The sequence below is a fragment of the Streptomyces sp. NPDC005863 genome (assembly GCF_042871345.1).
Lineage (GTDB): Bacteria > Actinomycetota > Actinomycetes > Streptomycetales > Streptomycetaceae > Streptomyces.
On sequence record NZ_JBIAII010000018.1, the window covers coordinates 13,350 to 32,369 of the forward strand.

Genomic DNA, 19,020 nt, shown 5'->3' on the forward strand with positions numbered 1-19,020 from the left:
CTTCCGGGGTGCCGTTATCTGCGCCACGCAATTTGCGTCCGGTCGCGCCGCGCAGGAAGCGCAAGGTCACCCGACCTGCGGACTTTCACGACGGTAACTGTCCAAGTACTAGGAACACCCTGACAGTTGCCGCCGAATCTCAACCTAGATCAGTGGCCGGGACCTGTCTGTCAGATAGGTTCCGAGGAACGCGAACGGCCGGGTGCTGGTAACACCCGGCCGGTTCCACCGGCGAGTTGCTGCTCGCCAGTCAAGTAAGAGTCCCTCGTGCAATAAGGAGCCTCGTACTAATGTCAACTCTAGCGCAAGCCGCCGTGGCGGCCCTCGCCCCTGACCCGCTTCTCGACACTCCGCTGCCCGAGCTCCTGTCGGAGTACGGCGTGGAGCTGGTCTCCTCGTCGATCACTGATGCCGGGTTCTTCGGCGCCTTTGTGGAGCTGAAGGACGGTTCGCGGATCCTGTCGATGCCCACCGGCCGTTCCGGGTTCGAGCGCGACACGGTGGCTCGGATGCTGTTGTCGGACGGGCTGGGTCTGGGTGGTCCGCCGGTGCCGGAGCCGATGGTGGTGTCGCGGTCTGCCGGCGTGTGACTGGTTGGGGGTAGGGCTCACGTGCTCTGCCCCTTCGTCATTCGTGTGCCCTCTTGCTGAGTGATCTAGCAAGAGGGCACACAGCTGTTTTGGCTAGCGTCGCTTTTGTCCACCCATGGGGCTGCTGATGACCTGCACACCACCCGGGACGGGTTGGTTGGCCCGGCGGCGCTCGGCCTGGTAGTCGTCGTAGATCTCGTGTGCCCGCCGACGAGCTGCCTCGAGGGTTGTACAGCTGTCGCCCCACGTCTTGCCGGAGCCGGTGAGGCTCCAGACGTCGACTTCCCATGCTTCTTCCTCGATCCGCCAGCCGTCTTCGCCGAGGCTGCCGACCGGCCCGACCCATCGGATCTGGCCGATCTGTTCATCCTCTTCGTACAGGTGGTGGGTGGTGTCCTCGACGGGACGGATCTCCAGTGGCATGCGGTTCCGCCTGTTCGGTCGTGGGCGTGTCAGTGGCGGTGCTGGATGTTGTAGATCCGCACGGTGCGGGCTTCGTCGTTGACGGCGAGGATCGCGGCGACGAGTGGGCGGACGAGGACGCGGTTGATGCCGTCGTCGATGCCCCATGGCTCCGTCTCGATGAACGGCTCGTGGCACACGTCGGAGAGGGCGGTGGTGAGTTGCGCGCTGGCGTCGTCGGGGAGGGAGTCCCAGACGGCTAGGAGCGTCTCGTCGCAGAGGAGCCGGTACACGCGCTCCAGCCTGTCAGGTCAGGCGGCGCCCTGTGAGCGGATTCGGGCAGCTTCGGCGAGGACGCGGTCGGTGACGTCGATCCATCGGCCGGGAGGGGCTTCGCCGCGGGCTTCGGCGGCGGCGATTTCCCGCCCGCGTTCGACGGCGTCGAGGGTGCGCTGGGCGATGCCTTGCCATTTCGCGAAGACACCGAGGAGTTCGTGCGCGGGCGCCTTGTTGATCTCGGCGAGGAAGCGCTGGGCGAGCGTCGGGTTGCCGAGGGCGTCGCGGATGGACTCGATGGTCCACGGCTCGCTGCTCATCGCTGCCTCCGGGTGAGATGGCCTTTCCGTGTCGAGCGTACCGAGAGTGATACCGCTCCGATACCGTTCTTTGCGTTCTCGCAGGTCGTGTCGTGTCACTGAGGGTGTCCTCATCGTCGTGCCGATCGGCGTCCGGGAGAGGCGGCGCTACACCCGTCACCATCTCTTCCTGGCCTCGGTTGTGCGGGTCATGAATGACGACGAGCTGCTCTCTGTGCTCACCCTGTCGGAGGCGCAGGATGTGATGGATGTGCTGGCCGCGGTGGTGGCCGGCCAGCGGGTGGATGGCGAGATGGCAGAGCGGCTGCTGTCGGAGCTCGCTGCCAGGGTGCCGTCGCGAGATGAGGCGCGGTGATCAGTGGCGGTGTGTGATGCGGTCGAGGTCAGCGTCGAGGACGGCGAGGTCAGGGTGGTCGCGGAGTTGCTGTTCGCGCATCCAGTCGGCGATGTCGGCTTTGTGCGCAGCACGGACAGCCTCCGTAGTGGTCCCAGTGACCAGCGCGATGTCCGCCATGGTGCTGGGGCTAAGGCCGTTGTAGCGGTTGTCCGGGGCGTACATGGTGGCTATGTCCGGGTCCAGGCCGACCGCGGCCAGTTTCTCGCCCAGCCAGCGCCGGAAGAGGGTGTCCTGCGTCTTCCAGGCAGGGTCGTAGCCGTCGTATTCGGGGTCGTCGTGGCCAGGGCCGATGATGGGCATGCGGTGATCCTTCGCTGTTGCCGGGCCGGCTATGCGGAGTGCGGACAATTCCACTCGTGCGAGGTGCGGGTCTGTTCGATGGCGCGTCCGTCGATGGCGGCGTCGGCGTTCATCGGCGTGCTCCTTGCTGACGGTGCGGGCGGGGCGGTGGTGCGGCTACTCGCCGTTCTTCTGGAGATCCCAGTTGCGGTCGTTCGCGGCCAACTCGGCGACCGTCGGCCCGTCATGCCCCCCGAAGCCCTGTACGGCCCCCTGGAGCCCCTGCGGGCACTCCGGGGTGACCCCGGGACCTCCAGAGCCCTGCGGGGCGCTCACGACGGCTCCTGGCGGCTTCTGGCGGGGCGTGGGGGTGTCGGTCACGCGGAGTCCTTAGCCGCGGCGGGGATGAGTCCGCGTTTGCGGGCGATGCGGATTGCGGCGTGGCGGCGGTCGGCGCGGGGCATCCAGTCGATGTCGAGGCGGATGTACGCCTCGGACAGGCGGGAGGCGACTTGGTGGCGGGTGGTGCCGAGCCGTCCGGCGATTTCGGTGAGAGTCTTGGCGCCGTCGGCTGCGGTGAGGACGTCGATCTGGCGGGGGGTCAGCGGCTGGCGTACCGGGCCACGCTGACGTGGTTCTGGTGTGGGGTGGCGGGGTCGTCCGTCGATGAGGCCGAGCCGGCAGCCGAGGAGTACAGCGTGTGGTGAGTTCAGGGCGCCGATCTTCTCCATGGCGCGGGTGACTGTGGCGGTCACGGCTCTGCGGGTGACGGCGAGTTCTTCGGCTATCTCTTTGTGTGCGTAGCCGTCGGCGACGTACTGGAGGACGGTGCGCTCGTGGCTGGTGAGCCGCGGTGGGGGTGTCATAGCCACTCCCCGGTCACGTCGATGGTCTCGGTCGTCTTCCAGCGGGCGGCGGTGATGCCTTGCTGGCGTATGTCGGATGGCGGCTGGGCGGGGTCGGGGGTGTCGAGGAGGTCGGTGTCGGATAGGTCGCAGGGTTCGGACCAGGTGACGGTCACGTCCGCCTCCTCGCGAGCCGTCCTTCGCGCTGGGCTTTCTCCCGGAGCGCTTCTTCGATGACGCGGGCGGGGACGAGGCCGGGGAAGCAGCGGGCGAGGAGTTCGCCGGCGGCCTGGTTGACGTACTTGCGGGCCTGCGGACGGCGGGACGGCTTCGCGGTCGCGGCGGCGGGGCGCGGGGATGTCACGGCTGCTCCTCATCGAGCTCGTAGTCCTTGGCGAAGTCGGCGGTCCTCACGGCGGTGTATCGGCCCCGGCATCGGACCACCCAGTCGCCGGGTACGAGCGGCATCCAGTCGCCTCGCGTCTCATCCAGCAGCCGCGCCGTGGCGTCAATGTCGTCGACCTCGATTTCCTCGTTGTCGTCGATGAGCGCGAACCGGAATCCGGCGAACTTGCGCAGCTCGGCCTCGTTGACTCCGGTCCACTGCACGGCCAGGACGGGGGTGGGACGGCGTCGGTATCGGGTGGGCACGTGTGCCTCCTAAGGCTCGGTCGAGTTACCGCTGGGGGCGATTGAGGGTGTCGCGGACCCATTCCGCGTCGGACTCGGCTACGTGGGCGCCTCCGGAGCGGGCAACCGTGATCTGCATGGGCTGGCCGTCGCCGTCATGCGCGGGGCTCAGGTAAGCGCTCCAGGGCTGGGAGCCGCCCGTGGGCGGGGTGTGTCCGTCGGGGCAGTGCGGGCAGGTCATGTCGGCGTTGTCCCAGTCGGCGGGCTCGGGGTCGTCCCAGACGATGTGGGTGTGCCCGCCGTGTCCGTGGACGTGTTCGGCGTCGGCGATGTTGTCCCAGGCGACGGTGGACGGCCGGTCGCCCAGCCACCGGACGGAGGCGGTGCCGTCGGACCAGAGGGTGCCCTCGGCGACGCGGCCCGTCCCGGAAACGCCGGTCACGTCGTGATCGCGCTGGAGGTGGAAGCGGCGACTCATGACTGGTCTCCCTTGTCGTAGTTGTCGGGGATGGCTTCAAGGAGGGTGTCGATCTCGGTGCGGGCAGCGAGGAGTCTGCGGCGGAGCTTGACGTTGATCGACGGCATTGGCGGCGCGACTTGGGGTGGGTCGTCGCTGAGGAGCAGTCCGGCCGGGTCGACGCCGAGGGCCTGGGCGATGCCGAGGAGGGTGTGGAACGGGGCGCGCTGGACGGCAGATTCGATGTTGGCGATCGATGACCTGGACAGTCCGACGGCGCGTCCCAGGTCGGCTTGGGTGTAGCCGTGGGCCTTGCGGGCTGCGGTCATCCGCTGGCCGACTTCCAGGTACAGGCCGTTGATGGTCGCGTTCGCGGCGGCAAGGTCAGGCATCTGCGTCTCCTCGGGTTCGGGGTGGGGCGGCGGCCAGAGCCACCGCCCCAGGGGGCTAGTTGGTGGCGTCAGTGAGGTGGTGTACCGGCACCGTGATGAGTCGGCCGTCTTCGCAGAGGACGCTCACAGCACCCTCGGGAAGATCGCCGCTCAGTTGTGCGAAAACCTTCTCGCCCGGGTCCTCGGGGTTCGCCCGGTAGATCATGCGCGTGTCCGGGGCAGGTCGGACCGGAACGGGCTGGCCGCTGATCTCGGCGGCTTCCCATGCGTCGACTGCGGCCTGCGCGGCCACATGCTCGGGCCACAACTGCGCCGGTTCGAACATCACTCGGTAGCCCTTGGCGAGGCACTCAACGACACGGGGCAGCAGGAGCGGCTCAGCCCACAGGGGCAGCGCCGGCAGGGGCTCCGGGTCGCGGAGGAGCGCGCCGGACGCTTTCCGGGCCGCCCACAGCCAGTGCCGTGCGGGGTGTTCCCACACGAGGGTGATGCCGTGCCGGTGGAGGCGGGTGTCGACGGCAGGGTGGTCGGCGTCCCATTCGAGAATGGCGGTGAGCATGCATGCGACGCCGGAGTGCTCGTCGTCGCGGTAGCGGTCCAGGCTGTCGTCCTCGATCCACATGTTGGATGGCGGGATCTCCTGCTGGGTGCAGGCTTTGACGACGGCGTCGATGTACTCGCTGTGGGGCGGTGACGTGGTCATGGAGTTCTCCTGGTCAGGTGCGGGTGATGTGGAGTCGGCGTCGTCCGCCGCCTGGCTGCTGGTCGGGGACAACGCAGTAGCCGGCGGCTTGGAGTTCGAGGCGGTCTGCTCGAGGCTGTCCTGTTCCCCGGGCCCGGCGTGGAAGACGTTGACCTGGCGTCGGCCGTCCTGCGTGGTGCGCCAGCCGGGGATCCAGTCGTCGCCGGACCACTCGGAGTGCGGGTAGGACTCAAGGACGGCGTCGACGTCGCGGGCCCGGATGTGGCGCGGCATCAGGCCACCGCCTGCGACCGGGCTTCGATCTTGGCGAGCTTCTGGCCGAGGACGTAGTCCGGGTTGCCGACGATGGAAGCGAGCGCCACGGCGGCCGTGACGATGACGTCGCACAGTTCGTCCTGGACGTCAGGGTGGGCGTGGGTGATGCCCTTGCGCGGGTTCTGGCCCTGGACGCCGATCCAGGCTTGTGCGACTTCACCTGCCTCCTCTGTGAGCTTCAAGATTCGCAGGCTGACCTCAGCGTCGCTGCGCCCGTTGTGCTGGTCGAGCCAGGCGACGAGCCGCTTGATCGTTGTCCACTGTTCGGTGTTGAGCATGGGATTCCTCCTGGTGGCGGGCTAGTTGCCGGAGCCGATGTACCGGTAGCCGGTGCTGGTGGGCCGGAAGCGGTCGAGTCGGATACGGGACTGCCGCTTGCCGTCGTGGACGGTGGCGTGCGTCTCGCCGATCTCGACGATGCGGACCTTGCGGCCGCTGCTGCGCGGGTCGGTGTCCTGCCAGATCTGCCCGTCGGCAGGCTCGGGCGTCTCGGCGGGCACCGGCTCTCCCTCGCCGTGTCGGACTTGGGCGGGTGCGTTGAGGTGGCAGTGGCAGGGGATGATCCGGTGGCAGTCTCGGCAGAGCGCCATCACGCCTCCCCCGCCGTGTCGGCCTGCCGCGCCTTACCGGCATGCGGGCAGTCGGCGTAGTGCCCAGTGGGGGCGAACTCGGGGCCAGCGTCCGTGCACGTGCAGCGTTCGGCCTGGTGCCCTTCGTCGGCCATGCGGCGGAGCTTCTCGGCTGCGGCACCGCCCTTGTACGTGTGCTCGGCCTTGTCGAAGCTGGTTGCGTCGGCAGAGAGGGTATCGAGGACGTCGGCGGCCTCGCGCAGCACGGCGGCCCGGTCGGCGGGCACGGGGAGGACGGCCAGGACGGCATCGGCGTGCTCGCCGTACTCGTCGGGCTCCAAGCCGTCGTCGTCCCATTCGAAGCCGTCTGCTTCACAGATGGCGCGGCGGATGCGGTCACGGAGGTCGGTGGCGGTGGGCGCAGACGGGGCGGCGGGGTGGGCGACGGCGAGCCGCGGCATCAGCCACCGCGCAGCCTTGCGGTAGTCGTCCTGCATCAGGCGAGGCAGCTGCTGCCAGGCGATGTGGTCGCCGTCGTTCACGTGAGCGTCAGCGGCGCACAGCATGCGCGCCCACACCTCGACGGCGGCGGTCGGGTCAGTGGTCATGGTCATCTCCGTTGCGGTCTGGGAGGGTGGCGGTTGCCGCAGCGCCCGGATACGAGCCGGGCGCTGCGTGCGTTCGGTCACGGGGTGGGGGTTCCACCAGCGGGCAGACGGTCGAGCTCGGCGGCGATCGCCTGACGGGTCCGCTCGTCGTCGTGCATCGGCCGGTTCCAGTTGCAGTTGACGCACCAGAACCCGGACGGCTCCGCCTTCGGCTGGAAGTCCCGGCACAGCGGGTTCGGGTTGTTCGGGACGCTGCGGGAAGCCTTCGCTTCGGGGCTCAGATCGGTCGGACTGAAGCGGGTCATGTGCTGCTCCTTCGGGTCGGGTTGGGGATCACGGGGCGGGGTGGGGGCAGTCGCAGAAGGTCGTCCCGGACAGGTCCACGCAGACGACGCAGTCCTGGCCGACGCCGTCGTCGACCTCCGGGCTGTCACTGACGTCCTCACCGCACATGGCGAGGTTCGGGTCGCAGCACCACAGGTGTGTGACGTCGTCGTTCGGGTCGGACCTCGGGGTGATGAGCGGCTGCGGGAGCGCGGTGGTGGTCACTGGCCTTCTCCATCGGGGTGTGGTGTTTCGAGGCCGAGTTGGACGGCGGCGAGGTGGACGGCTTCGCGTATCGACAGGTCTCCGTCGGAGGCGGCGCGCAGGGCGAGGGCTCGGGTGTGGAGGTCGTCGGCGAGGGCGAGTTGCTCCGGGCTGAGGGCGCCGGATCCGGTCCGCCGGTGGACAGGAATGGGCCGAGTGGGCTTCCAGGGGTCTTGGGTGTCGGGCATTCATGCCTCAAATCGGCGGGCTATGCGGCCGTGGGCGGCCTTTGACGGGTGGGCGCGGGTGAGTGTCGAGGGCGGGGGGTCGAGGCCGTCAGGGACTTAACCGATCAGTAGCCGGGCTGAGTTGACCCGGATCTGCTGTACGGCCGTCTGCGGGCCTGGGGGCGGCCGGGAGGCCCTGAGGGGTCTAAATCGCGCTAGAGGCGGGCTGAGGGGCCACGAGAGGCCGTGAAGTCATGCCGAGCCACTCCCCCGTCAGCCGCCACCCCGACCCGTCCGCCACATCCCGCTCCGCCGCGAGCCGCCGGATACACGCCGCACCGATCGGATGCGGACGCCCGGCATCCCGGGCGACACACACATCCACCGGCGTCGGCAGCACGTGCACGCGGACCGTGAACCGCAGCCCCGCCACCGCCTGCCGCAGCGGCGCGACCTGGGCCGGCGAGACGTGTGTGCCATCCACCAGCACGTCGCAACCGTCTGCCAGCAGCGTGGCCACCAGCGCGGCCTGGGCGCGGGCCGTGGACTCCTCGACGCCCACGTCCCACCACGCCGTCGGCGTCTGCCCGTCGAGCATCAGGCGCAGGCTGTCCAAGCCCACGTACCGGACCGGACGGTCGGCGTTAGCCATCAACTTGCGGGCCAGGGTGGTCTTCCCGGCCGCCGGCAGGCCCTGCATCAGGTGCAAGACGGGGCGGGAATCGGGATGCGGCATCAGGCGGCCTCGCCCCGCAGCGCGGCGAGCAACTCGGCCCGGTTGGCTGCCTGCCGGGCCGGCGAGAGCGGCATGCGGTCCGCGGGCGGCTTGTAGCGCTCGACGCGGCCGGTGGGGACGGCTTCGGCGTACAGGCGGCCCAGCATGTCGGCGGGCGGCAGGCGGAGGGCGGCGCGGGCTCGGGCGACGGTGTTCGCGTCGCAGTGCACCCGGCGGGCGATCGAGGCGTTGGTGTGCCCCTGACGGATCAGGGCGGCGATGTCGGCGCGGATCTTCATGCGGCGAACCTCTCGGCTTCCTGGTATCGGCGGTCGTGGACGGTGGCGCGGGCCCGGCCTTCGTCGTGGCAGGGCGCGGTCGGCTCGACTTGGCAGTCGGGGCAGCAGGCAGTGAGCTCAGCCCACGCGGAGATCCGCTGCGGGTGCGGCTCGGTGAGAGTGCGGTTACGGGTCTTGAGGCGGCACGGCTTGTGCTCACCAGCCCCACACTGCGGGCACTCGACGGAACGGGCGGGGTGAGCCTTGGCGCGCATCCAGTGACGGAGGGTCTCGGGCATCGGGGCACCGGGGCGGATCGTCATCGGGAAACCTCCGGGGACGCTGCGGCGGCGAGGCAAGCAGCAACGATGACGACGGTCGGAGTCGTGCCGGGGAACTCGATGACCGAGCCGTTCGGGCAGTCCAACCCCGAGTCGTCGGACTCGTTCCAGACGGCCCATGTAGCGCCGGAGTCGTGCCGAAGGATGCTGAGGGGCATGTCGGTGTCGCCGGTCCAGCCAGCTGCTTCGAGGGCCTCGACGACATCCAGGCGGCCGTGCCACTCGCCAGGCTCGGGCGGGCTGATGATCAGGTGCAGGTCGGTCACTGATGCTCCTTCGGCGGGCAGTTGCCGCAGTCGCAGGGCTGGTCGGGTCGATGGATTTCGTTGCTGTAGTGCCGGGCAGCGGACCGCCACACTTCGGGCGGGTAGCTCCACTCCGGCGGCGGGCCCGGCGGGCTGCAGCCGGGCGGCCACGTTCCGGGCCGGTGTCCGGGAGGCTTCGGCGGGGGCGGCTTGACGGCCGGGTCGCGGCGGGCGCGGCCGATCGCGATCTGCGCCCGCATCAACGCCCGCAACTCCCGGCGGCCCTCACCGCGGACAGCGCGAATGTCGGCGGGCTGGATGCCGTCGTCATCGGGGATCCGGGCGTCGGTCACGAGGTGGCCCCCTCGTCGACGATCACCGCGTCGGGAATGTCATCCGTCTGCCGGGCGAGGAACTGCTCCGACCGGGCCTTGATCGCCTTCTCCTGCGCGGCGCGATCCCCCGCCGACAGCTCCGACTCGCCGCTCGCCGCCCGGACACGGGCACGGTGCGGAGTGAGCCGCGGCTTGCCCATCGGCTGCTTCTCCGACCCGCCCGGCCCCTTGCACGGCCGTCCGATCGCCGCCTGGCACTGCTCCACCGGGCACTGGATGCCGAGCGGACCCGAACGGCGCACCGACTCCAGGAGCTCCGCCTCGACCGGCTCCTCGTCGGAATCCGGCACGCCCTGGCCGACACTCCAGCCGCGGGCCTCGAGCTCGGCGACAAACTCGCGCGACGGGCCGCCCGTGAGCATCGGGGCGCTCGAGGGTCCAGCCACCCGGCCGGAGGCGATCGCCTGCACCTGGCCGCGATAGCGGGCTATGAACTCAGCCGGAGTCTCATCAGGCAGCGGCTCGTACTGGAAGTTCTCCAGACGTGCGCTGCGGATCCTCGAGCGGAGGGTGCGGACGTGGTGCGGCAGGATCCACAGCTTCGCATCGGGATCCTTCGGGGCGGTCGTGTAGTAGGTGGCGACCGCGGCCTTGGCGTCGGCGTCGAGCGGAACGTCATGGAGAGCGGCGGCCCAGGCCAACGCCGCTCCCTGGGACGGCTTGCGGTTGTCGAAGGCGGCGCAGTGCCCCAACAGGGCAGCGGCCTCTTGTGGGTTCATGCAGAGTCCTCGGAGTTGGTGTCGTAGTCGGCGAGAGACGCAGCAATGGCGCCCCAGCCGGCGAGGTTGGTGTCGGTGCCGGGCAGCGGCTGGCCGGACGTGAGGTCGATGACGTTGCCGGGCTGGTAGTTGCCGCGGATCTTGGAGAATGCGAACTGGAGGGTGTTGGCGGTGACTGGCTTGCTGGTCTCGCCGAGCTGCTCGAGGGCGCGCCACAGTTCGCTGGGATCCGTGTCGTTCGCGAGTGCGTCAGCGAGGGTGGAGCGGATCTGGCGGCGCTTGTAGGAGTTGCCGCGGGCGTAGCGCTCGAGGAAGGCGTCGGTCATCCGGTCTTCGATGGCCCTCTCGCCCGTCTGCGCGACGGCGGGGCGGCCGGACTGATCGCGGGGGGTAGGGGGGTTTCCCTTCCCTTCCCTGTTCCCTTCCTTTCCTTTCCCTTCCGTCAGTGAATGGTTCATGGAAGAAAACTCACCGTGCGTATCTGTCACGTCGTGAGATTTCGACTGAGCGTGAGATTCCTTCACGGTGTCATTCACTGAATGATTCAGTGAATCGTTCAGTGAATCCTCAATGCCTGCCAGCCCGGCGGGCGGAATGAAGCCCTCCTCGTCCGTGGAGGCGCCCCGGCTACGTCCGCACACCCGGTGTACGGCGCGGACGTTGGACGGATGATCGGTGCCCCCCGCGGCCACCGGACGGATGTGATCGACCCAGAGATTGTGATCATCGTTCGCGACCAGCCGTCGCGGGATCTCGCCGCCGCACAGCTGGCACACCCAGCCGTCGCGCCGTGCGTACATCTCCCGCACCTGCCAGGCGCCAGTCGACGGCGGCGGCAGCTTGCTCTTCTGTGGCCGGTTGATCCGCTGGTGCTTGCGGAAGTTGACGACCAGCGCCATCTGCTGGCGCGCTACTCCCCCGATGAACGGGAAGACGAGCCCCGTGTCGGTGAGGCACCGCATCAACTGGTCGGCTTCTTTGGGACCAATGTCGTTGTCGTACATGAACGCCTGCGCCTTGATGTACGCCGGCGTCCAGCGCAGGATCCCCTCGTCATCCGCCATGTTGAACGTGGCAATAAAGAGCAGCCGGGCGTCCCGCGGCATGACGCCAAGGAGTTCGTCTTCCCAGAACTCTGGCTTCACTGTGCGAATGCGAGGCATTGGCGATCTTCTTTCGAGCGATACGGGTGAGGGTTCGGCGCGGGCTCAGAAGGTGCGGCTATGGCCCTTCGAGCAGGAGCTTGACCAACCGGGCGATGTCGTCCGGTGAGAGATGTCGGCGCAGTGCCGCGGCGATGGAGTCCGGCTGGCTGACAGGCAGACTGACCGTCTTGGGGCGGAAGCCGGCTTGCACCATGGCGGCGTGCGCGGAGAGGCGACCGGCAAGAACGTCGGCGTGCAACTCGGGCTCGTCCTTGCGCAGGCGACGGAGAGCGCGCGCTCGCGAATTGCCTTGAGGATTCGTCTCGCCGGAACTGATTACGTTGTTATTAGTTCCGGGGCTCCCTTCACGGTTCTGCAGAGCCCGGTCGAGAAGATCGGCCGCTTCGGCATCCGGCGCCACGAGCCGCTTAAGCAGATCGATGGACGCACCGAGACCCTTCGTTGGCGGCGTCGTCACGAAGTCGACGAACCGCTCGTGCCGCACCAACTCGCCCCGCGGCGTGACGAATTCCCGCCACGCTTCCTCGCGGAGTACCTCCTTTACGAGGCCCGGCACCGCCTCAAGGCCGTTGCCGGTCCGACGCAAGGACGAGCCAAGCGCCTCAACGATGACCGCGTTCCCCTTGGCGTTCACGCCGTCACCAGCCACTGCGTCAGCAGTTCGATGCGCTTCTCGAGCGTCGCGATCGTGGCCTGGTTGATGCTCTTCTCGTGGCACAGCTTGTTGAGCTTCGCGTGCACCTGCGGGTACTCGACGCCCGACGCGTGTACGTACCGGGCGACGAGGTTGCGGATCCTCAACCGGAGCTGGCTCTTCTGCTCGGCCCGCGTCATCTCCGGCAGCCGCGGTGTCGCCACCGCAGCGTCCTCCGGAGCGGAAGCCGGTCGACTGCCCATCAAACGGGCCAGTCGTGCGACCTCCTCCACTGTCGTGGTCCGGATCCCGGCGAGGTCGGCGAGTTCGCGGGCACGGTTCAACTCATCGGCGGTGAACTCGTCGGAGCGGAAGATGGTGGAGTGCAGTGTCGCTTCCGACGAGGCGACCGGCAGAACCTCGGTGAACTGCCGGGACTCGCGCGGCAGGTCGAACTCCTCCTGCTGGTAGCGGATCTTCCGCTCTTCCTCGGCGAGGACCTTGTCGACGGTCTGCTCGATGTCGCGGGCGTAGTCGAGGAGTGTGTCAAGCGAGGGGATATAGAGGCGGGCGGTGGTCGTGTCATCAGCGCCACGCATCCGCACGAACCGGCCCACGACCTGCCGGAAGAACATCTGCGTTGTGATCCGAGAGGCGTACACGCCAATCGCGAGGCGCGGGATGTCGACACCTTCGGCGACCATCTGTACGGCGACGATCCACCGGGAGGTGGCCTTCCCGAATCGCTCGATGATTTTCGATGCCTCGGGATCGTCGGAGACGGCAACGGCCGCCGGCTCTCCGGTGATCTGCTGCAGCAGGTTCGCGTACCTACGGGCGTTGAACTGGCTGGAGGCGACGACGAGGCCAGCAGCGTCGGGCATCTCTTCGCGGGCCTGGGTGAGGTCCGCATCGGCCTGACGCAGGACGGAGGGGATCCAGCTTCCAGCCGGGTCGTAGGCGGCGAGCAGCGCCTTTGCCTGGTCGTCCCCCGCTTCAGACAAGAGCGCCTGGGAGACGACGCCGGCGCTGCTCCATCGCATGTCGCCGTCGAGGACGGGGAACGAGACGGGGCGGACGACACTCCCGTCCTGGAGGGCCATGCCGTAGTCGTAGTTGTAGGAGGGGACGCACTCGGTGCCGTCGTAACGGATGAACGGGATGCGCTGCTTGTCCGAGCGGAACGGCGTACCAGACAACAGAAGTCGGCGGACGGCGGGAGAGAACGCCTCCTGCAGGGCGCGTCCCCACGAGAGGTGTTCGGCGTCCCCGGCGTGGTGGACCTCGTCGAGGATGACGAGGGTGGGGGCCTGCGTGGCGAGCTTGCGCCACAGGAGCGGCTGTGAAGCGACGGTGGCGTAGGTGACGACCGTGCCGTCATAGTCGCGGGCGAGGTTCCCGGCGCCGTTCGCGTAGCCGTGATCGAGTTGCACGCCAAGGCGGGCTGCGGATTCGGCCCACTGCTTGCGCAGGTGAGCAGTCGGGACGACGACGATGATGCGGGAGATGAGGCCGCGGTCGACGAGTCGCTGGGCGGCGACGATCGCGAACGTCGTCTTTCCGGCGCCCGGGGTGGCAACGGCGAGGAAGTCGTCTCGGCTACTCAGGAACAGGTCGAGGGCTGCTTCCTGCCAGGGGCGGAGCTGCATGTGGCGGTTGCCTTTCTTGAGATTGCAGTCGGGGCAGAGGGCTTGGCCGTTGGTGACGTCGGTGGGGCCGCCGATGGAGTAGGGCTTGACGTGGTCGCCGTGCCATCCGGGCTCGAGCTCAACTCCGCATCCGGCGCAGTGGCCGTCGGCGGCGAGGTAGAGGGCGACGCGCTGGCTGGAGTTGAAGCGCCTGGTCATCTCTCTGCGGTGGCTTCGACTTGGGGCAGGTCGACTTGCTGTCCGTCGATGCAGTGCCGCCACCAGCCGGGGCGTCCGGGTATCGCGACGGGCGGCCAGTCGGGGGTGGCTACGACCTCATAGGGCTCGAGGTCGTCTTCGTCGGGGACGAGTCGGAGGTGCCTCATGCCGCCCTCCTATGGGTTTGGGCGTGCGGAACCGGGGCCTTTGTGTGATGCCGCATGGATCCAATGTAGCCCCAAGTGTACACTTGGGTACGCGAGCGTGCATCAGCTACCATGAGTGCATGCCTGCGAACACAAGCGACGAGATTGGGATCCGCGAACTGCGGGCCGCGCTGTCCGACGTGCTGAACGAGACCGCCGTGCGCGGTCGCATCACCTACGTGACGAGCCGCGGTCGCCGCATCGCCGCGATCGTGCCCGTACCGGACGCGGAAACCATCGAGGCGAAGAAGCAGCCGGAGGGCGACGACTCCCCGGTCTGACCGAGGAGAAGCCCAATGCCGCTTCGTGGCGAGCAGATCGACTTCAGTCGACGCACCGCCCTGTACCGCCTTTTCGATGCGGAAGGTCGGCTGCTCTACGTGGGCATTGCGTTCGACCCCGAAGCCCGCTGGCGAGCCCACGCCACAGAGAAGCCGTGGTGGGGCGATGTGATTGAGCGGCGCGTGGTGTGGCACGAGACGCGCACTGGCGCACTTAAGGCCGAGGTAGCCGCCATCAAGGCTGAGGCGCCCGTATATAACGTCATCGAAGTCGACGGGCCGCACCTCAAGCACGTTGCTCGCAAGCCGGGCGCGCCGCAGCCTCGACAGGTCAAAGCCAGCGACGGGGATTGGGCTGCCTATGAAGCGGCGTGCTGGGACAAGGGGCTGTCCCGCACTGCGGATCTGCGCATGTACATCAAGCGAGAGGTCGCCGCCCACAAGCGCCGGCTGCGTGCCGAGTCGTCCGACTGATCGCATCCCTCCTCCTCTCCTCCAGCCCCGCCATGTGCGGGGCTTTGTTGTGCGGCTGGTGCAGGTCCCGGCGCGGCGGCCGGCTCAGGCGGTTACGGCTTGCTGGTGAGGTGCCAGCCGTCGCATCCGTGGCAGTGGTAGGCGCGGGTTTCGCGGCGCTGTTGGCCGCCGCGGCGTCGGATGACGGCGAGGGCGAGCTGGGCGCCGATGCGGTCCCGGTAGCGGCGCTTGCCGGTCAGGCAGGTCATGCGGCCACCGCCATCGACGTCTCGGCGAACGCTCCGGCCGCAGCGAGCGCGGCGTCGGCCAGCGGCAGCGGCACAGCGTTGCCGACGATCAGGTGCTTCTGTCCGGCGCCGCCATGGAACTGGAGGCCGGGCCTGAACCCCTGGAGCCGGGCGCATTCGGCGATCGACGGCCGCAGGTGGTGGACGCCAACCCGGTCTGCCCACAGCGGCGTGCCCATGGCCCGCTTCATGGCCTGCCGGGTCCCGTTGCCGAAGGGTTCGGCTCCCCCGGTGTAGGTGCCGCCGCCGGTGACGGACGGGGCGGGGCGCTGGGTGTAGCCCCAGCCGGTGACGTCGGCCATGGCGACCTGGGGCGGCTGGCCGAGTCCGCCGTGGGTGGGAGCCGGGAGCTGCACGTTCTGCTCGCGGGAGGCGATGAGCACGGCCCGCTTGCGGGTCTGTCCGAGCCCGTAGTCGGCGGCGTCGAGGATTCCGGCGACGGCGCTGTACCCCCAGCTGCAGAGGATCTCGGCGTACTGCTGCCAGACGACGAGCACGGACGGCACCTGTTCCATGCAGATCCAGCGGGGCTGCAAGTCGTAGTGCCAGCGCATGGGTTCGGCGGTGAGGATCGACCGCTCATCGAGGCAGGCGTCGCCGATCTTCGCCCGGGTGTCTTTGCCGCGGGACAGGTCTTCGATGGCCTGGTGGACGCGGGGCAGATCCTGGAGTCCGAGCTTCTTGCCGGACTTCCCGAAGCCGGGGCACGGCGGGGAGTCGATCTTCTCGATGTCGCGGCCCTTGAACCGCCAGGTGGGGTACTGGGTGACGTCGCACTGGACGGTGATGTGGCCGGCTGCGATGCGGGTGCGGCAGGCGGCGGTGTCGAGTTCGAGGCCGACGTCAGACAGGCCGCGGGCGGCGAGCGCCTCCGACCAGCCGATTCCGGCGAAACCGTGGACGATCATGCCCCACCTCCGAAGATGGCCCGGTACGTGTCCCGCATGGGCTGGTCTTCGACGTGGTCGGGGTGGATGCAGCCGTCGCGGCCGCAGCCGGTGGTGACGCGGCCGATGGGTTCGCGGCCGTTGCCGATCCGGAAGGCGATGTGGTGGACGGAGTGGCGCTGTCCGCCGTGACGGATCCAGGAGCCGTGCGTGGACGCGTAGGACGGCCACAGAAGGTGCCCGTCATCGGTGGGCTGGGCGCGGCGCCACAGCACTTCCTCCGGGCTGCTTGCGGGGGTGGGGCCGGGCTTGTGCCGGGGCAGGCCGAGTTCGGTGCGGAGGTCGCGTGCGCGGCGGCGGGAGACGTGGAGCTGCCGTTCGATGGCCTTGTCGCTGTAGTTGGCGTGCAGCAGCTCGATGATCGCGTTGCGTGTGTTCATGCCGCCTCCCCGAGCTGGTCCCGGTTGTTGGCGACGACCCGCCAGACGGTGCGCGGGTCGACATCGGCCAGCTCGGCAATCTGGTAGGCGTCGAAGCCGCCGCGGTCGTGGAGGCGCAGGATCGTGGCGTGGGTTTCACGGCGGGGCCTCTTGTCTTCCTGCTCGACCCGCTTCCGCGGCGACATGCCTCCGTAGAGGCCGAAGCGGCTGTGGTGTGCGGAGCCCTCCTCTGCGGCGATGGCGAAGGCGGCGCACGCTCGGGCGACTGGGCATTTGGCGCAGATCTGGTTGGCCTGGCCGTAGGAGCCGCCGCTGCCGTCGATGTGGAACAGCTCGGGGTCGGTCTGTGCGCAGAGAGCAGAGTCCATCCAGTCGTAGCGGCTCACGGCTTCTCCTCCTTCGGCTGCTGGATTTCGGCGATGGTCTGGTGGGCGCGCCGGAAGCTGGCGCCGATGTGGTCGAAGGCGAGCCGGCCGATGGCGATGACGAGCCAGGCGCCGGCCCCTGCGAGGAGCAGCGCGGAGCCAGCCCAGATCCACATGGCCCACTGCATGGCCGTCGCGTAGGCGTCGATGAGGGCGAGGGCGTCGGTCTTCACGTCCGCCTCCCGCGCCGGGTGTCGAGGAGGCAGTCGACGGTGGCGGCGAGCGCCCCGACGACGGCTCCGGCGGCGATGAGGGCGGCGTACAGGCGCGGCAAGTTGTTGAGGAGGCGGTCCGTCACGCTGCCGCCCTCCGCTGCTGTGCGCGGGCCCGACGGTGCTGGGCGGCGATGCGGCGGCCCTTGTCGGTCAACTGCCAGACGGCGATGGGATGTCCGTGGGTGGGGCCGCTGGTGGAGGGCACGTACTGCCCGGTCCGCTCGATGATCCCGGCGGTGCGCAGCGAGTTGATGGCGGCGCCGAGGAAGCCGGTCCCTAGGTCGGGGAGGACCTCGCGGATCACGTTGCAACTGAACGTGTCGTGGTGTGCCCCGAAGTGGAGGACGGCCTGCTCGACCAGGTACTTGTCCCACTCGGAGTGGCGGGCGATGTCGTCGAGGAGCGCGTCCTTGGCGGTGGACGCGAGCCGCTCGGCGACAGTGAGGCGCTTGGTCATTACTCGGACTCCTCATCGCTGAGCAGGCTGGGCTGGACTTCGGTGGTGTTGCCGCGGGCTTCCCACTGCTGCCGGTAGCGTTCGACTTCGCCAGAGCACTCACTGCGGGCGTGGAAGACCGCGGAGTGTTCGGGGAGATCGGGGCGCCACAGGTTGGGGCCGGGGAAGCGCGCGGCCTTCTGGCGGCTGGTGACGAACTCGCCGCAGCCCAGGCAGTGGCCGGGCGGGATGTCCATGAGGACGTCGGCGCGGGCGGCCTGCGTGTCGGCGATCCACTCGGCCTCTTCATGGCGGCAGGGCGGGAGTTCGCCGCACGCGGAGCAGATCCAATAGTGCTCGGGCAGGACGTCCCAGACGTGGTTGGCGGGGCCGATCAGGTGGAGTGGCTTCTCCTGCGGCTTGCCGTCGGTCTGGAGGACGAACACGTAAGGCCGGGCTTCCCACGTGGTCTTCTCGGGCCGTTCGCGGCGCCTCCCGCCGATCTCCCAGTGTTCGAGGGCGGTCGCGTACCGCATCTCGTGCTTCTCGCCCCACAGGTCGAGAGGTCGTTCGGCGAGTTCGATGACGCGGTGCGGCTTGCGGTCCCAGATGACGAGGACGCCGGGGGCGAGCTGGACGTAGTTGGCGAGGATCCGCTTGTCGTCGATCCGCTGTTCCTGGCGGCGCATCGCGGAGGATGCCTCGCCGATCCGGTTGACGGCCGTGCGGGGCGGACGGGTGCCGCCACCTTTCGTGTTCTGGCGCGGGAACCAGCGGCTCATGACACGTCTCCCGTCTTGGCGTCCTGCTGCATCTCGAAGAGCGCCTCATGCGTGAGCTCGATCTCCATGCGCTCGACGGTGGTCGCGGTGGCTGCGGCGGCATCGTCGGGGCAGAGGGTGCGGCCGGAGACGATCCAGCCCTGCTGCGCGATCTCGCGGCGGATCCCGGCACTCATCTCCGGCTGGTCGAGGCGCATCTCGTACTGGTCGTCGGCGTCGTAGTCGTAGAAGTGGACGGTCTGCTGGCAGCCGGTGGCGTCGCAGGCGACGGCGTACACGGTGATCGGGCGGTAGCTCACGACTCGTCCTCCTCGATCTGGTCGAGGGCGGCGCGGATGATGGCGGGCGCCGGGTTCCACAGCTGCTGGCGGCCCTTGGTGAGCACGGGCTCGGGCAGGGCGTGCACGTTGTCGAGCTGCCAGTGGTAGACGTCGGGCTCGCCCCATGGCGTGCAGCAGCCGTCGGCGAAGTGGATGTCGACGAGGTCGGCGGTGGCGATGATCGCACCGCGGCAGTCGGGCCAGGAGTGGAGGGCGGCCAGGTCGGGGACCATCAGCCCGGCGGTCTGGTCGTAGGCGCCACTTGCGTGGATGAGGATCGGGCCGCGGTGGCGGGTGGTCCAGGTGCGGTTCTCGGTCCGCTTCGTGCTGTGGGCGATCGCGTCCGCCCAGGGCTGCTTAATGGTCAGTGACTTCATGGGTGTGGTCTC

General features: G+C 68.9%; 41 protein-coding genes. 4 read left to right on the top strand and 37 right to left on the bottom strand.

Features of this window, described 5'->3' with window-relative positions; translation table 11 throughout:
- The first annotated feature begins 290 nt into the window (after positions 1 to 290).
- The gene (locus tag ACFYO9_RS37420) at positions 291 to 590 is read left to right on the top strand and encodes a hypothetical protein (protein WP_388667155.1); all 300 of its coding nucleotides are present in this window, start codon (positions 291 to 293) and stop codon (positions 588 to 590) included.
- Between the two features lie 93 nt (positions 591 to 683).
- On the opposite strand, the gene ACFYO9_RS37425 is transcribed toward ACFYO9_RS37420, so the two are convergent.
- Genes ACFYO9_RS37425 through ACFYO9_RS37435 form a run of 3 tightly spaced genes read right to left on the bottom strand, consistent with a single transcriptional unit; the run spans position 684 to position 1,588 of the window.
- Positions 684 to 1,013, bottom strand: coding sequence for a hypothetical protein (locus ACFYO9_RS37425; RefSeq protein ID WP_388667158.1), 330 nt, complete (start codon positions 1,011 to 1,013; stop codon positions 684 to 686).
- 29 nt (positions 1,014 to 1,042) lie between these two features.
- Complete coding sequence (locus ACFYO9_RS37430; RefSeq protein WP_388667160.1) at positions 1,043 to 1,285, bottom strand: hypothetical protein; 243 nt, start codon at positions 1,283 to 1,285, stop codon at positions 1,043 to 1,045.
- An 18-nt stretch (positions 1,286 to 1,303) separates the two neighbouring features.
- Positions 1,304 to 1,588 (bottom strand): hypothetical protein, encoded by a 285-nt coding sequence (locus ACFYO9_RS37435; RefSeq protein ID WP_388667163.1) that lies wholly within the window; start codon positions 1,586 to 1,588, stop codon positions 1,304 to 1,306.
- A 118-nt stretch (positions 1,589 to 1,706) separates the two neighbouring features.
- Between ACFYO9_RS37435 and ACFYO9_RS37440 the strand changes: the two genes are divergently transcribed.
- The gene (locus ACFYO9_RS37440) at positions 1,707 to 1,943 is read left to right on the top strand and encodes a hypothetical protein (protein ID WP_388667166.1); all 237 of its coding nucleotides are present in this window, start codon (positions 1,707 to 1,709) and stop codon (positions 1,941 to 1,943) included.
- Here ACFYO9_RS37440 and ACFYO9_RS37445 read toward each other — a convergent pair whose 3' ends face one another.
- The 24 genes from ACFYO9_RS37445 to ACFYO9_RS37560 all read right to left on the bottom strand — a co-directional run bounded on the left by ACFYO9_RS37445 (position 1,944) and on the right by ACFYO9_RS37560 (position 14,045).
- Positions 1,944 to 2,285: a hypothetical protein gene (locus ACFYO9_RS37445; protein ID WP_388667168.1), complete on the bottom strand. Its 342-nt coding sequence runs from the start codon at positions 2,283 to 2,285 to the stop codon at positions 1,944 to 1,946.
- Positions 2,286 to 2,441: 156 nt separating this feature from the next.
- Entirely contained in the window at positions 2,442 to 2,645 is a 204-nt protein-coding gene (locus ACFYO9_RS37450; RefSeq protein WP_388667170.1) for a hypothetical protein, read from the bottom strand.
- Entirely contained in the window at positions 2,642 to 3,130 is a 489-nt protein-coding gene (locus ACFYO9_RS37455; protein WP_388667173.1) for a LuxR C-terminal-related transcriptional regulator, read from the bottom strand. Before ACFYO9_RS37455 ends, ACFYO9_RS37450 begins: the two co-directional genes overlap by 4 nt.
- Positions 3,127 to 3,285 carry a hypothetical protein gene (locus ACFYO9_RS37460; RefSeq protein WP_388667176.1) on the bottom strand — a complete coding sequence of 53 codons (159 nt, stop codon included), beginning with the start codon at positions 3,283 to 3,285 and terminating at the stop codon, positions 3,127 to 3,129. Before ACFYO9_RS37460 ends, ACFYO9_RS37455 begins: the two co-directional genes overlap by 4 nt.
- Complete coding sequence (locus ACFYO9_RS37465) at positions 3,282 to 3,473, bottom strand: hypothetical protein (protein WP_388667179.1); 192 nt, start codon at positions 3,471 to 3,473, stop codon at positions 3,282 to 3,284. The genes ACFYO9_RS37460 and ACFYO9_RS37465 overlap by 4 nt, the downstream gene beginning before the upstream one ends.
- Positions 3,470 to 3,760 (bottom strand): hypothetical protein, encoded by a 291-nt coding sequence (locus ACFYO9_RS37470; RefSeq protein WP_388667181.1) that lies wholly within the window; start codon positions 3,758 to 3,760, stop codon positions 3,470 to 3,472. Before ACFYO9_RS37470 ends, ACFYO9_RS37465 begins: the two co-directional genes overlap by 4 nt.
- Before the next feature lie 25 nt (positions 3,761 to 3,785).
- Entirely contained in the window at positions 3,786 to 4,217 is a 432-nt protein-coding gene (locus tag ACFYO9_RS37475) for a hypothetical protein (protein ID WP_388667184.1), read from the bottom strand.
- Complete coding sequence (locus ACFYO9_RS37480) at positions 4,214 to 4,588, bottom strand: helix-turn-helix domain-containing protein (protein ID WP_388667186.1); 375 nt, start codon at positions 4,586 to 4,588, stop codon at positions 4,214 to 4,216. Before ACFYO9_RS37480 ends, ACFYO9_RS37475 begins: the two co-directional genes overlap by 4 nt.
- Before the next feature lie 55 nt (positions 4,589 to 4,643).
- Positions 4,644 to 5,564: a hypothetical protein gene (locus ACFYO9_RS37485; protein WP_388667189.1), complete on the bottom strand. Its 921-nt coding sequence runs from the start codon at positions 5,562 to 5,564 to the stop codon at positions 4,644 to 4,646.
- Positions 5,564 to 5,884 (bottom strand): MazG-like family protein, encoded by a 321-nt coding sequence (locus ACFYO9_RS37490; RefSeq protein ID WP_388667192.1) that lies wholly within the window; start codon positions 5,882 to 5,884, stop codon positions 5,564 to 5,566. The genes ACFYO9_RS37485 and ACFYO9_RS37490 overlap by 1 nt, the downstream gene beginning before the upstream one ends.
- A 21-nt stretch (positions 5,885 to 5,905) precedes the next feature.
- On the bottom strand, positions 5,906 to 6,106 hold the full coding sequence (locus tag ACFYO9_RS37495; protein ID WP_388667195.1) for a hypothetical protein: 201 nt from the start codon (positions 6,104 to 6,106) through the stop codon (positions 5,906 to 5,908).
- A gap of 89 nt (positions 6,107 to 6,195) precedes the next feature.
- Positions 6,196 to 6,783, bottom strand: a complete 588-nt coding sequence (locus ACFYO9_RS37500; RefSeq protein ID WP_388667197.1) for a hypothetical protein — start codon at positions 6,781 to 6,783, stop codon at positions 6,196 to 6,198.
- A 77-nt stretch (positions 6,784 to 6,860) separates the two neighbouring features.
- Positions 6,861 to 7,088, bottom strand: coding sequence for a hypothetical protein (locus ACFYO9_RS37505; RefSeq protein ID WP_388667200.1), 228 nt, complete (start codon positions 7,086 to 7,088; stop codon positions 6,861 to 6,863).
- A gap of 28 nt (positions 7,089 to 7,116) precedes the next feature.
- On the bottom strand, positions 7,117 to 7,332 hold the full coding sequence (locus tag ACFYO9_RS37510) for a hypothetical protein (protein ID WP_388667202.1): 216 nt from the start codon (positions 7,330 to 7,332) through the stop codon (positions 7,117 to 7,119).
- Positions 7,329 to 7,559 (bottom strand): hypothetical protein, encoded by a 231-nt coding sequence (locus ACFYO9_RS37515; RefSeq protein WP_388667205.1) that lies wholly within the window; start codon positions 7,557 to 7,559, stop codon positions 7,329 to 7,331. Before ACFYO9_RS37515 ends, ACFYO9_RS37510 begins: the two co-directional genes overlap by 4 nt.
- A 184-nt stretch (positions 7,560 to 7,743) precedes the next feature.
- A complete protein-coding gene (locus tag ACFYO9_RS37520) occupies positions 7,744 to 8,274 on the bottom strand; it encodes an AAA family ATPase (RefSeq protein WP_388667208.1) in 531 nt (176 codons plus the stop codon).
- A complete protein-coding gene (locus ACFYO9_RS37525; protein WP_388667210.1) occupies positions 8,274 to 8,552 on the bottom strand; it encodes a helix-turn-helix domain-containing protein in 279 nt (92 codons plus the stop codon). Before ACFYO9_RS37525 ends, ACFYO9_RS37520 begins: the two co-directional genes overlap by 1 nt.
- A gap of 298 nt (positions 8,553 to 8,850) precedes the next feature.
- The gene (locus tag ACFYO9_RS37530) at positions 8,851 to 9,138 is read right to left on the bottom strand and encodes a hypothetical protein (protein WP_388667213.1); all 288 of its coding nucleotides are present in this window, start codon (positions 9,136 to 9,138) and stop codon (positions 8,851 to 8,853) included.
- Entirely contained in the window at positions 9,135 to 9,470 is a 336-nt protein-coding gene (locus ACFYO9_RS37535) for a hypothetical protein (protein ID WP_388667215.1), read from the bottom strand. The genes ACFYO9_RS37530 and ACFYO9_RS37535 overlap by 4 nt, the downstream gene beginning before the upstream one ends.
- Entirely contained in the window at positions 9,467 to 10,231 is a 765-nt protein-coding gene (locus ACFYO9_RS37540; RefSeq protein WP_388667218.1) for a hypothetical protein, read from the bottom strand. The genes ACFYO9_RS37535 and ACFYO9_RS37540 overlap by 4 nt, the downstream gene beginning before the upstream one ends.
- Complete coding sequence (locus tag ACFYO9_RS37545) at positions 10,228 to 11,376, bottom strand: HNH endonuclease (RefSeq protein ID WP_388667221.1); 1,149 nt, start codon at positions 11,374 to 11,376, stop codon at positions 10,228 to 10,230. Before ACFYO9_RS37545 ends, ACFYO9_RS37540 begins: the two co-directional genes overlap by 4 nt.
- A 76-nt stretch (positions 11,377 to 11,452) precedes the next feature.
- Positions 11,453 to 12,031 (bottom strand): hypothetical protein, encoded by a 579-nt coding sequence (locus ACFYO9_RS37550; RefSeq protein ID WP_388667224.1) that lies wholly within the window; start codon positions 12,029 to 12,031, stop codon positions 11,453 to 11,455.
- On the bottom strand, positions 12,028 to 13,878 hold the full coding sequence (locus tag ACFYO9_RS37555) for a DEAD/DEAH box helicase family protein (RefSeq protein WP_388667226.1): 1,851 nt from the start codon (positions 13,876 to 13,878) through the stop codon (positions 12,028 to 12,030). The genes ACFYO9_RS37550 and ACFYO9_RS37555 overlap by 4 nt, the downstream gene beginning before the upstream one ends.
- Entirely contained in the window at positions 13,875 to 14,045 is a 171-nt protein-coding gene (locus ACFYO9_RS37560) for a hypothetical protein (protein WP_388667229.1), read from the bottom strand. Before ACFYO9_RS37560 ends, ACFYO9_RS37555 begins: the two co-directional genes overlap by 4 nt.
- 119 nt (positions 14,046 to 14,164) lie before the next feature.
- On the opposite strand from ACFYO9_RS37560, the gene ACFYO9_RS37565 reads away from it, so the two are divergent.
- Together ACFYO9_RS37565 and ACFYO9_RS37570 are read left to right on the top strand one after the other, a co-directional pair.
- Entirely contained in the window at positions 14,165 to 14,365 is a 201-nt protein-coding gene (locus ACFYO9_RS37565; protein ID WP_388667232.1) for a type II toxin-antitoxin system prevent-host-death family antitoxin, read from the top strand.
- 15 nt (positions 14,366 to 14,380) lie between these two features.
- The gene (locus ACFYO9_RS37570) at positions 14,381 to 14,839 is read left to right on the top strand and encodes a hypothetical protein (protein WP_388667235.1); all 459 of its coding nucleotides are present in this window, start codon (positions 14,381 to 14,383) and stop codon (positions 14,837 to 14,839) included.
- Positions 14,840 to 14,931: 92 nt separating this feature from the next.
- On the opposite strand, the gene ACFYO9_RS37575 is transcribed toward ACFYO9_RS37570, so the two are convergent.
- The 10 genes from ACFYO9_RS37575 to ACFYO9_RS37620 are packed head-to-tail and all read right to left on the bottom strand — an operon-like array spanning position 14,932 to position 19,008.
- Positions 14,932 to 15,087: a hypothetical protein gene (locus ACFYO9_RS37575; RefSeq protein WP_388667238.1), complete on the bottom strand. Its 156-nt coding sequence runs from the start codon at positions 15,085 to 15,087 to the stop codon at positions 14,932 to 14,934.
- A complete protein-coding gene (locus tag ACFYO9_RS37580; protein ID WP_388667241.1) occupies positions 15,084 to 16,034 on the bottom strand; it encodes a DNA cytosine methyltransferase in 951 nt (316 codons plus the stop codon). The genes ACFYO9_RS37575 and ACFYO9_RS37580 overlap by 4 nt, the downstream gene beginning before the upstream one ends.
- Complete coding sequence (locus ACFYO9_RS37585) at positions 16,031 to 16,453, bottom strand: hypothetical protein (RefSeq protein WP_388667244.1); 423 nt, start codon at positions 16,451 to 16,453, stop codon at positions 16,031 to 16,033. The genes ACFYO9_RS37580 and ACFYO9_RS37585 overlap by 4 nt, the downstream gene beginning before the upstream one ends.
- Positions 16,450 to 16,839: a WhiB family transcriptional regulator gene (locus ACFYO9_RS37590; protein ID WP_388667247.1), complete on the bottom strand. Its 390-nt coding sequence runs from the start codon at positions 16,837 to 16,839 to the stop codon at positions 16,450 to 16,452. Before ACFYO9_RS37590 ends, ACFYO9_RS37585 begins: the two co-directional genes overlap by 4 nt.
- A complete protein-coding gene (locus ACFYO9_RS37595) occupies positions 16,836 to 17,051 on the bottom strand; it encodes a hypothetical protein (protein ID WP_388667250.1) in 216 nt (71 codons plus the stop codon). The genes ACFYO9_RS37590 and ACFYO9_RS37595 overlap by 4 nt, the downstream gene beginning before the upstream one ends.
- Complete coding sequence (locus tag ACFYO9_RS37600; protein ID WP_388667253.1) at positions 17,048 to 17,176, bottom strand: hypothetical protein; 129 nt, start codon at positions 17,174 to 17,176, stop codon at positions 17,048 to 17,050. The genes ACFYO9_RS37595 and ACFYO9_RS37600 overlap by 4 nt, the downstream gene beginning before the upstream one ends.
- The gene (locus ACFYO9_RS37605) at positions 17,173 to 17,550 is read right to left on the bottom strand and encodes a hypothetical protein (protein ID WP_388667256.1); all 378 of its coding nucleotides are present in this window, start codon (positions 17,548 to 17,550) and stop codon (positions 17,173 to 17,175) included. The genes ACFYO9_RS37600 and ACFYO9_RS37605 overlap by 4 nt, the downstream gene beginning before the upstream one ends.
- Positions 17,550 to 18,311 (bottom strand): hypothetical protein, encoded by a 762-nt coding sequence (locus ACFYO9_RS37610; protein WP_388667259.1) that lies wholly within the window; start codon positions 18,309 to 18,311, stop codon positions 17,550 to 17,552. Before ACFYO9_RS37610 ends, ACFYO9_RS37605 begins: the two co-directional genes overlap by 1 nt.
- Positions 18,308 to 18,610 (bottom strand): hypothetical protein, encoded by a 303-nt coding sequence (locus ACFYO9_RS37615; RefSeq protein ID WP_388667261.1) that lies wholly within the window; start codon positions 18,608 to 18,610, stop codon positions 18,308 to 18,310. Before ACFYO9_RS37615 ends, ACFYO9_RS37610 begins: the two co-directional genes overlap by 4 nt.
- Positions 18,607 to 19,008 carry an ASCH domain-containing protein gene (locus ACFYO9_RS37620; protein ID WP_388667264.1) on the bottom strand — a complete coding sequence of 134 codons (402 nt, stop codon included), beginning with the start codon at positions 19,006 to 19,008 and terminating at the stop codon, positions 18,607 to 18,609. The genes ACFYO9_RS37615 and ACFYO9_RS37620 overlap by 4 nt, the downstream gene beginning before the upstream one ends.
- Between the last annotated feature and the right edge of the window lie 12 nt (positions 19,009 to 19,020).

Bases quoted from the DNA above. Each gene is read 5' to 3' on its own strand.
- ACFYO9_RS37490 (WP_388667192.1), bottom strand. From the start codon at position 5,884: ATGCTCAACACCGAACAGTGGACAACGATCAAGCGGCTCGTCGCCTGG.
- ACFYO9_RS37425 (WP_388667158.1), bottom strand. From the start codon at position 1,013: ATGCCACTGGAGATCCGTCCCGTCGAGGACACCACCCACCACCTGTAC.
- ACFYO9_RS37555 (WP_388667226.1), bottom strand. From the start codon at position 13,878: ATGACCAGGCGCTTCAACTCCAGCCAGCGCGTCGCCCTCTACCTCGCC.
- ACFYO9_RS37505 (WP_388667200.1), bottom strand. From the start codon at position 7,088: ATGACCCGCTTCAGTCCGACCGATCTGAGCCCCGAAGCGAAGGCTTCC.
- ACFYO9_RS37420 (WP_388667155.1), top strand. From the start codon at position 291: ATGTCAACTCTAGCGCAAGCCGCCGTGGCGGCCCTCGCCCCTGACCCG.
- ACFYO9_RS37445 (WP_388667168.1), bottom strand. From the start codon at position 2,285: ATGCCCATCATCGGCCCTGGCCACGACGACCCCGAATACGACGGCTAC.
- ACFYO9_RS37500 (WP_388667197.1), bottom strand. From the start codon at position 6,783: ATGACCACTGACCCGACCGCCGCCGTCGAGGTGTGGGCGCGCATGCTG.
- ACFYO9_RS37575 (WP_388667238.1), bottom strand. From the start codon at position 15,087: ATGACCTGCCTGACCGGCAAGCGCCGCTACCGGGACCGCATCGGCGCC.
- ACFYO9_RS37515 (WP_388667205.1), bottom strand. From the start codon at position 7,559: ATGCCCGACACCCAAGACCCCTGGAAGCCCACTCGGCCCATTCCTGTC.
- ACFYO9_RS37475 (WP_388667184.1), bottom strand. From the start codon at position 4,217: ATGAGTCGCCGCTTCCACCTCCAGCGCGATCACGACGTGACCGGCGTT.
- ACFYO9_RS37610 (WP_388667259.1), bottom strand. From the start codon at position 18,311: ATGAGCCGCTGGTTCCCGCGCCAGAACACGAAAGGTGGCGGCACCCGT.
- ACFYO9_RS37480 (WP_388667186.1), bottom strand. From the start codon at position 4,588: ATGCCTGACCTTGCCGCCGCGAACGCGACCATCAACGGCCTGTACCTG.
- ACFYO9_RS37570 (WP_388667235.1), top strand. From the start codon at position 14,381: ATGCCGCTTCGTGGCGAGCAGATCGACTTCAGTCGACGCACCGCCCTG.
- ACFYO9_RS37605 (WP_388667256.1), bottom strand. From the start codon at position 17,550: ATGACCAAGCGCCTCACTGTCGCCGAGCGGCTCGCGTCCACCGCCAAG.
- ACFYO9_RS37585 (WP_388667244.1), bottom strand. From the start codon at position 16,453: ATGAACACACGCAACGCGATCATCGAGCTGCTGCACGCCAACTACAGC.
- ACFYO9_RS37520 (WP_388667208.1), bottom strand. From the start codon at position 8,274: ATGCCGCATCCCGATTCCCGCCCCGTCTTGCACCTGATGCAGGGCCTG.
- ACFYO9_RS37455 (WP_388667173.1), bottom strand. From the start codon at position 3,130: ATGACACCCCCACCGCGGCTCACCAGCCACGAGCGCACCGTCCTCCAG.
- ACFYO9_RS37540 (WP_388667218.1), bottom strand. From the start codon at position 10,231: ATGAACCCACAAGAGGCCGCTGCCCTGTTGGGGCACTGCGCCGCCTTC.
- ACFYO9_RS37580 (WP_388667241.1), bottom strand. From the start codon at position 16,034: ATGATCGTCCACGGTTTCGCCGGAATCGGCTGGTCGGAGGCGCTCGCC.
- ACFYO9_RS37485 (WP_388667189.1), bottom strand. From the start codon at position 5,564: ATGCCGCGCCACATCCGGGCCCGCGACGTCGACGCCGTCCTTGAGTCC.
- ACFYO9_RS37435 (WP_388667163.1), bottom strand. From the start codon at position 1,588: ATGAGCAGCGAGCCGTGGACCATCGAGTCCATCCGCGACGCCCTCGGC.
- ACFYO9_RS37565 (WP_388667232.1), top strand. From the start codon at position 14,165: ATGCCTGCGAACACAAGCGACGAGATTGGGATCCGCGAACTGCGGGCC.
- ACFYO9_RS37560 (WP_388667229.1), bottom strand. From the start codon at position 14,045: ATGAGGCACCTCCGACTCGTCCCCGACGAAGACGACCTCGAGCCCTAT.
- ACFYO9_RS37620 (WP_388667264.1), bottom strand. From the start codon at position 19,008: ATGAAGTCACTGACCATTAAGCAGCCCTGGGCGGACGCGATCGCCCAC.
- ACFYO9_RS37525 (WP_388667210.1), bottom strand. From the start codon at position 8,552: ATGAAGATCCGCGCCGACATCGCCGCCCTGATCCGTCAGGGGCACACC.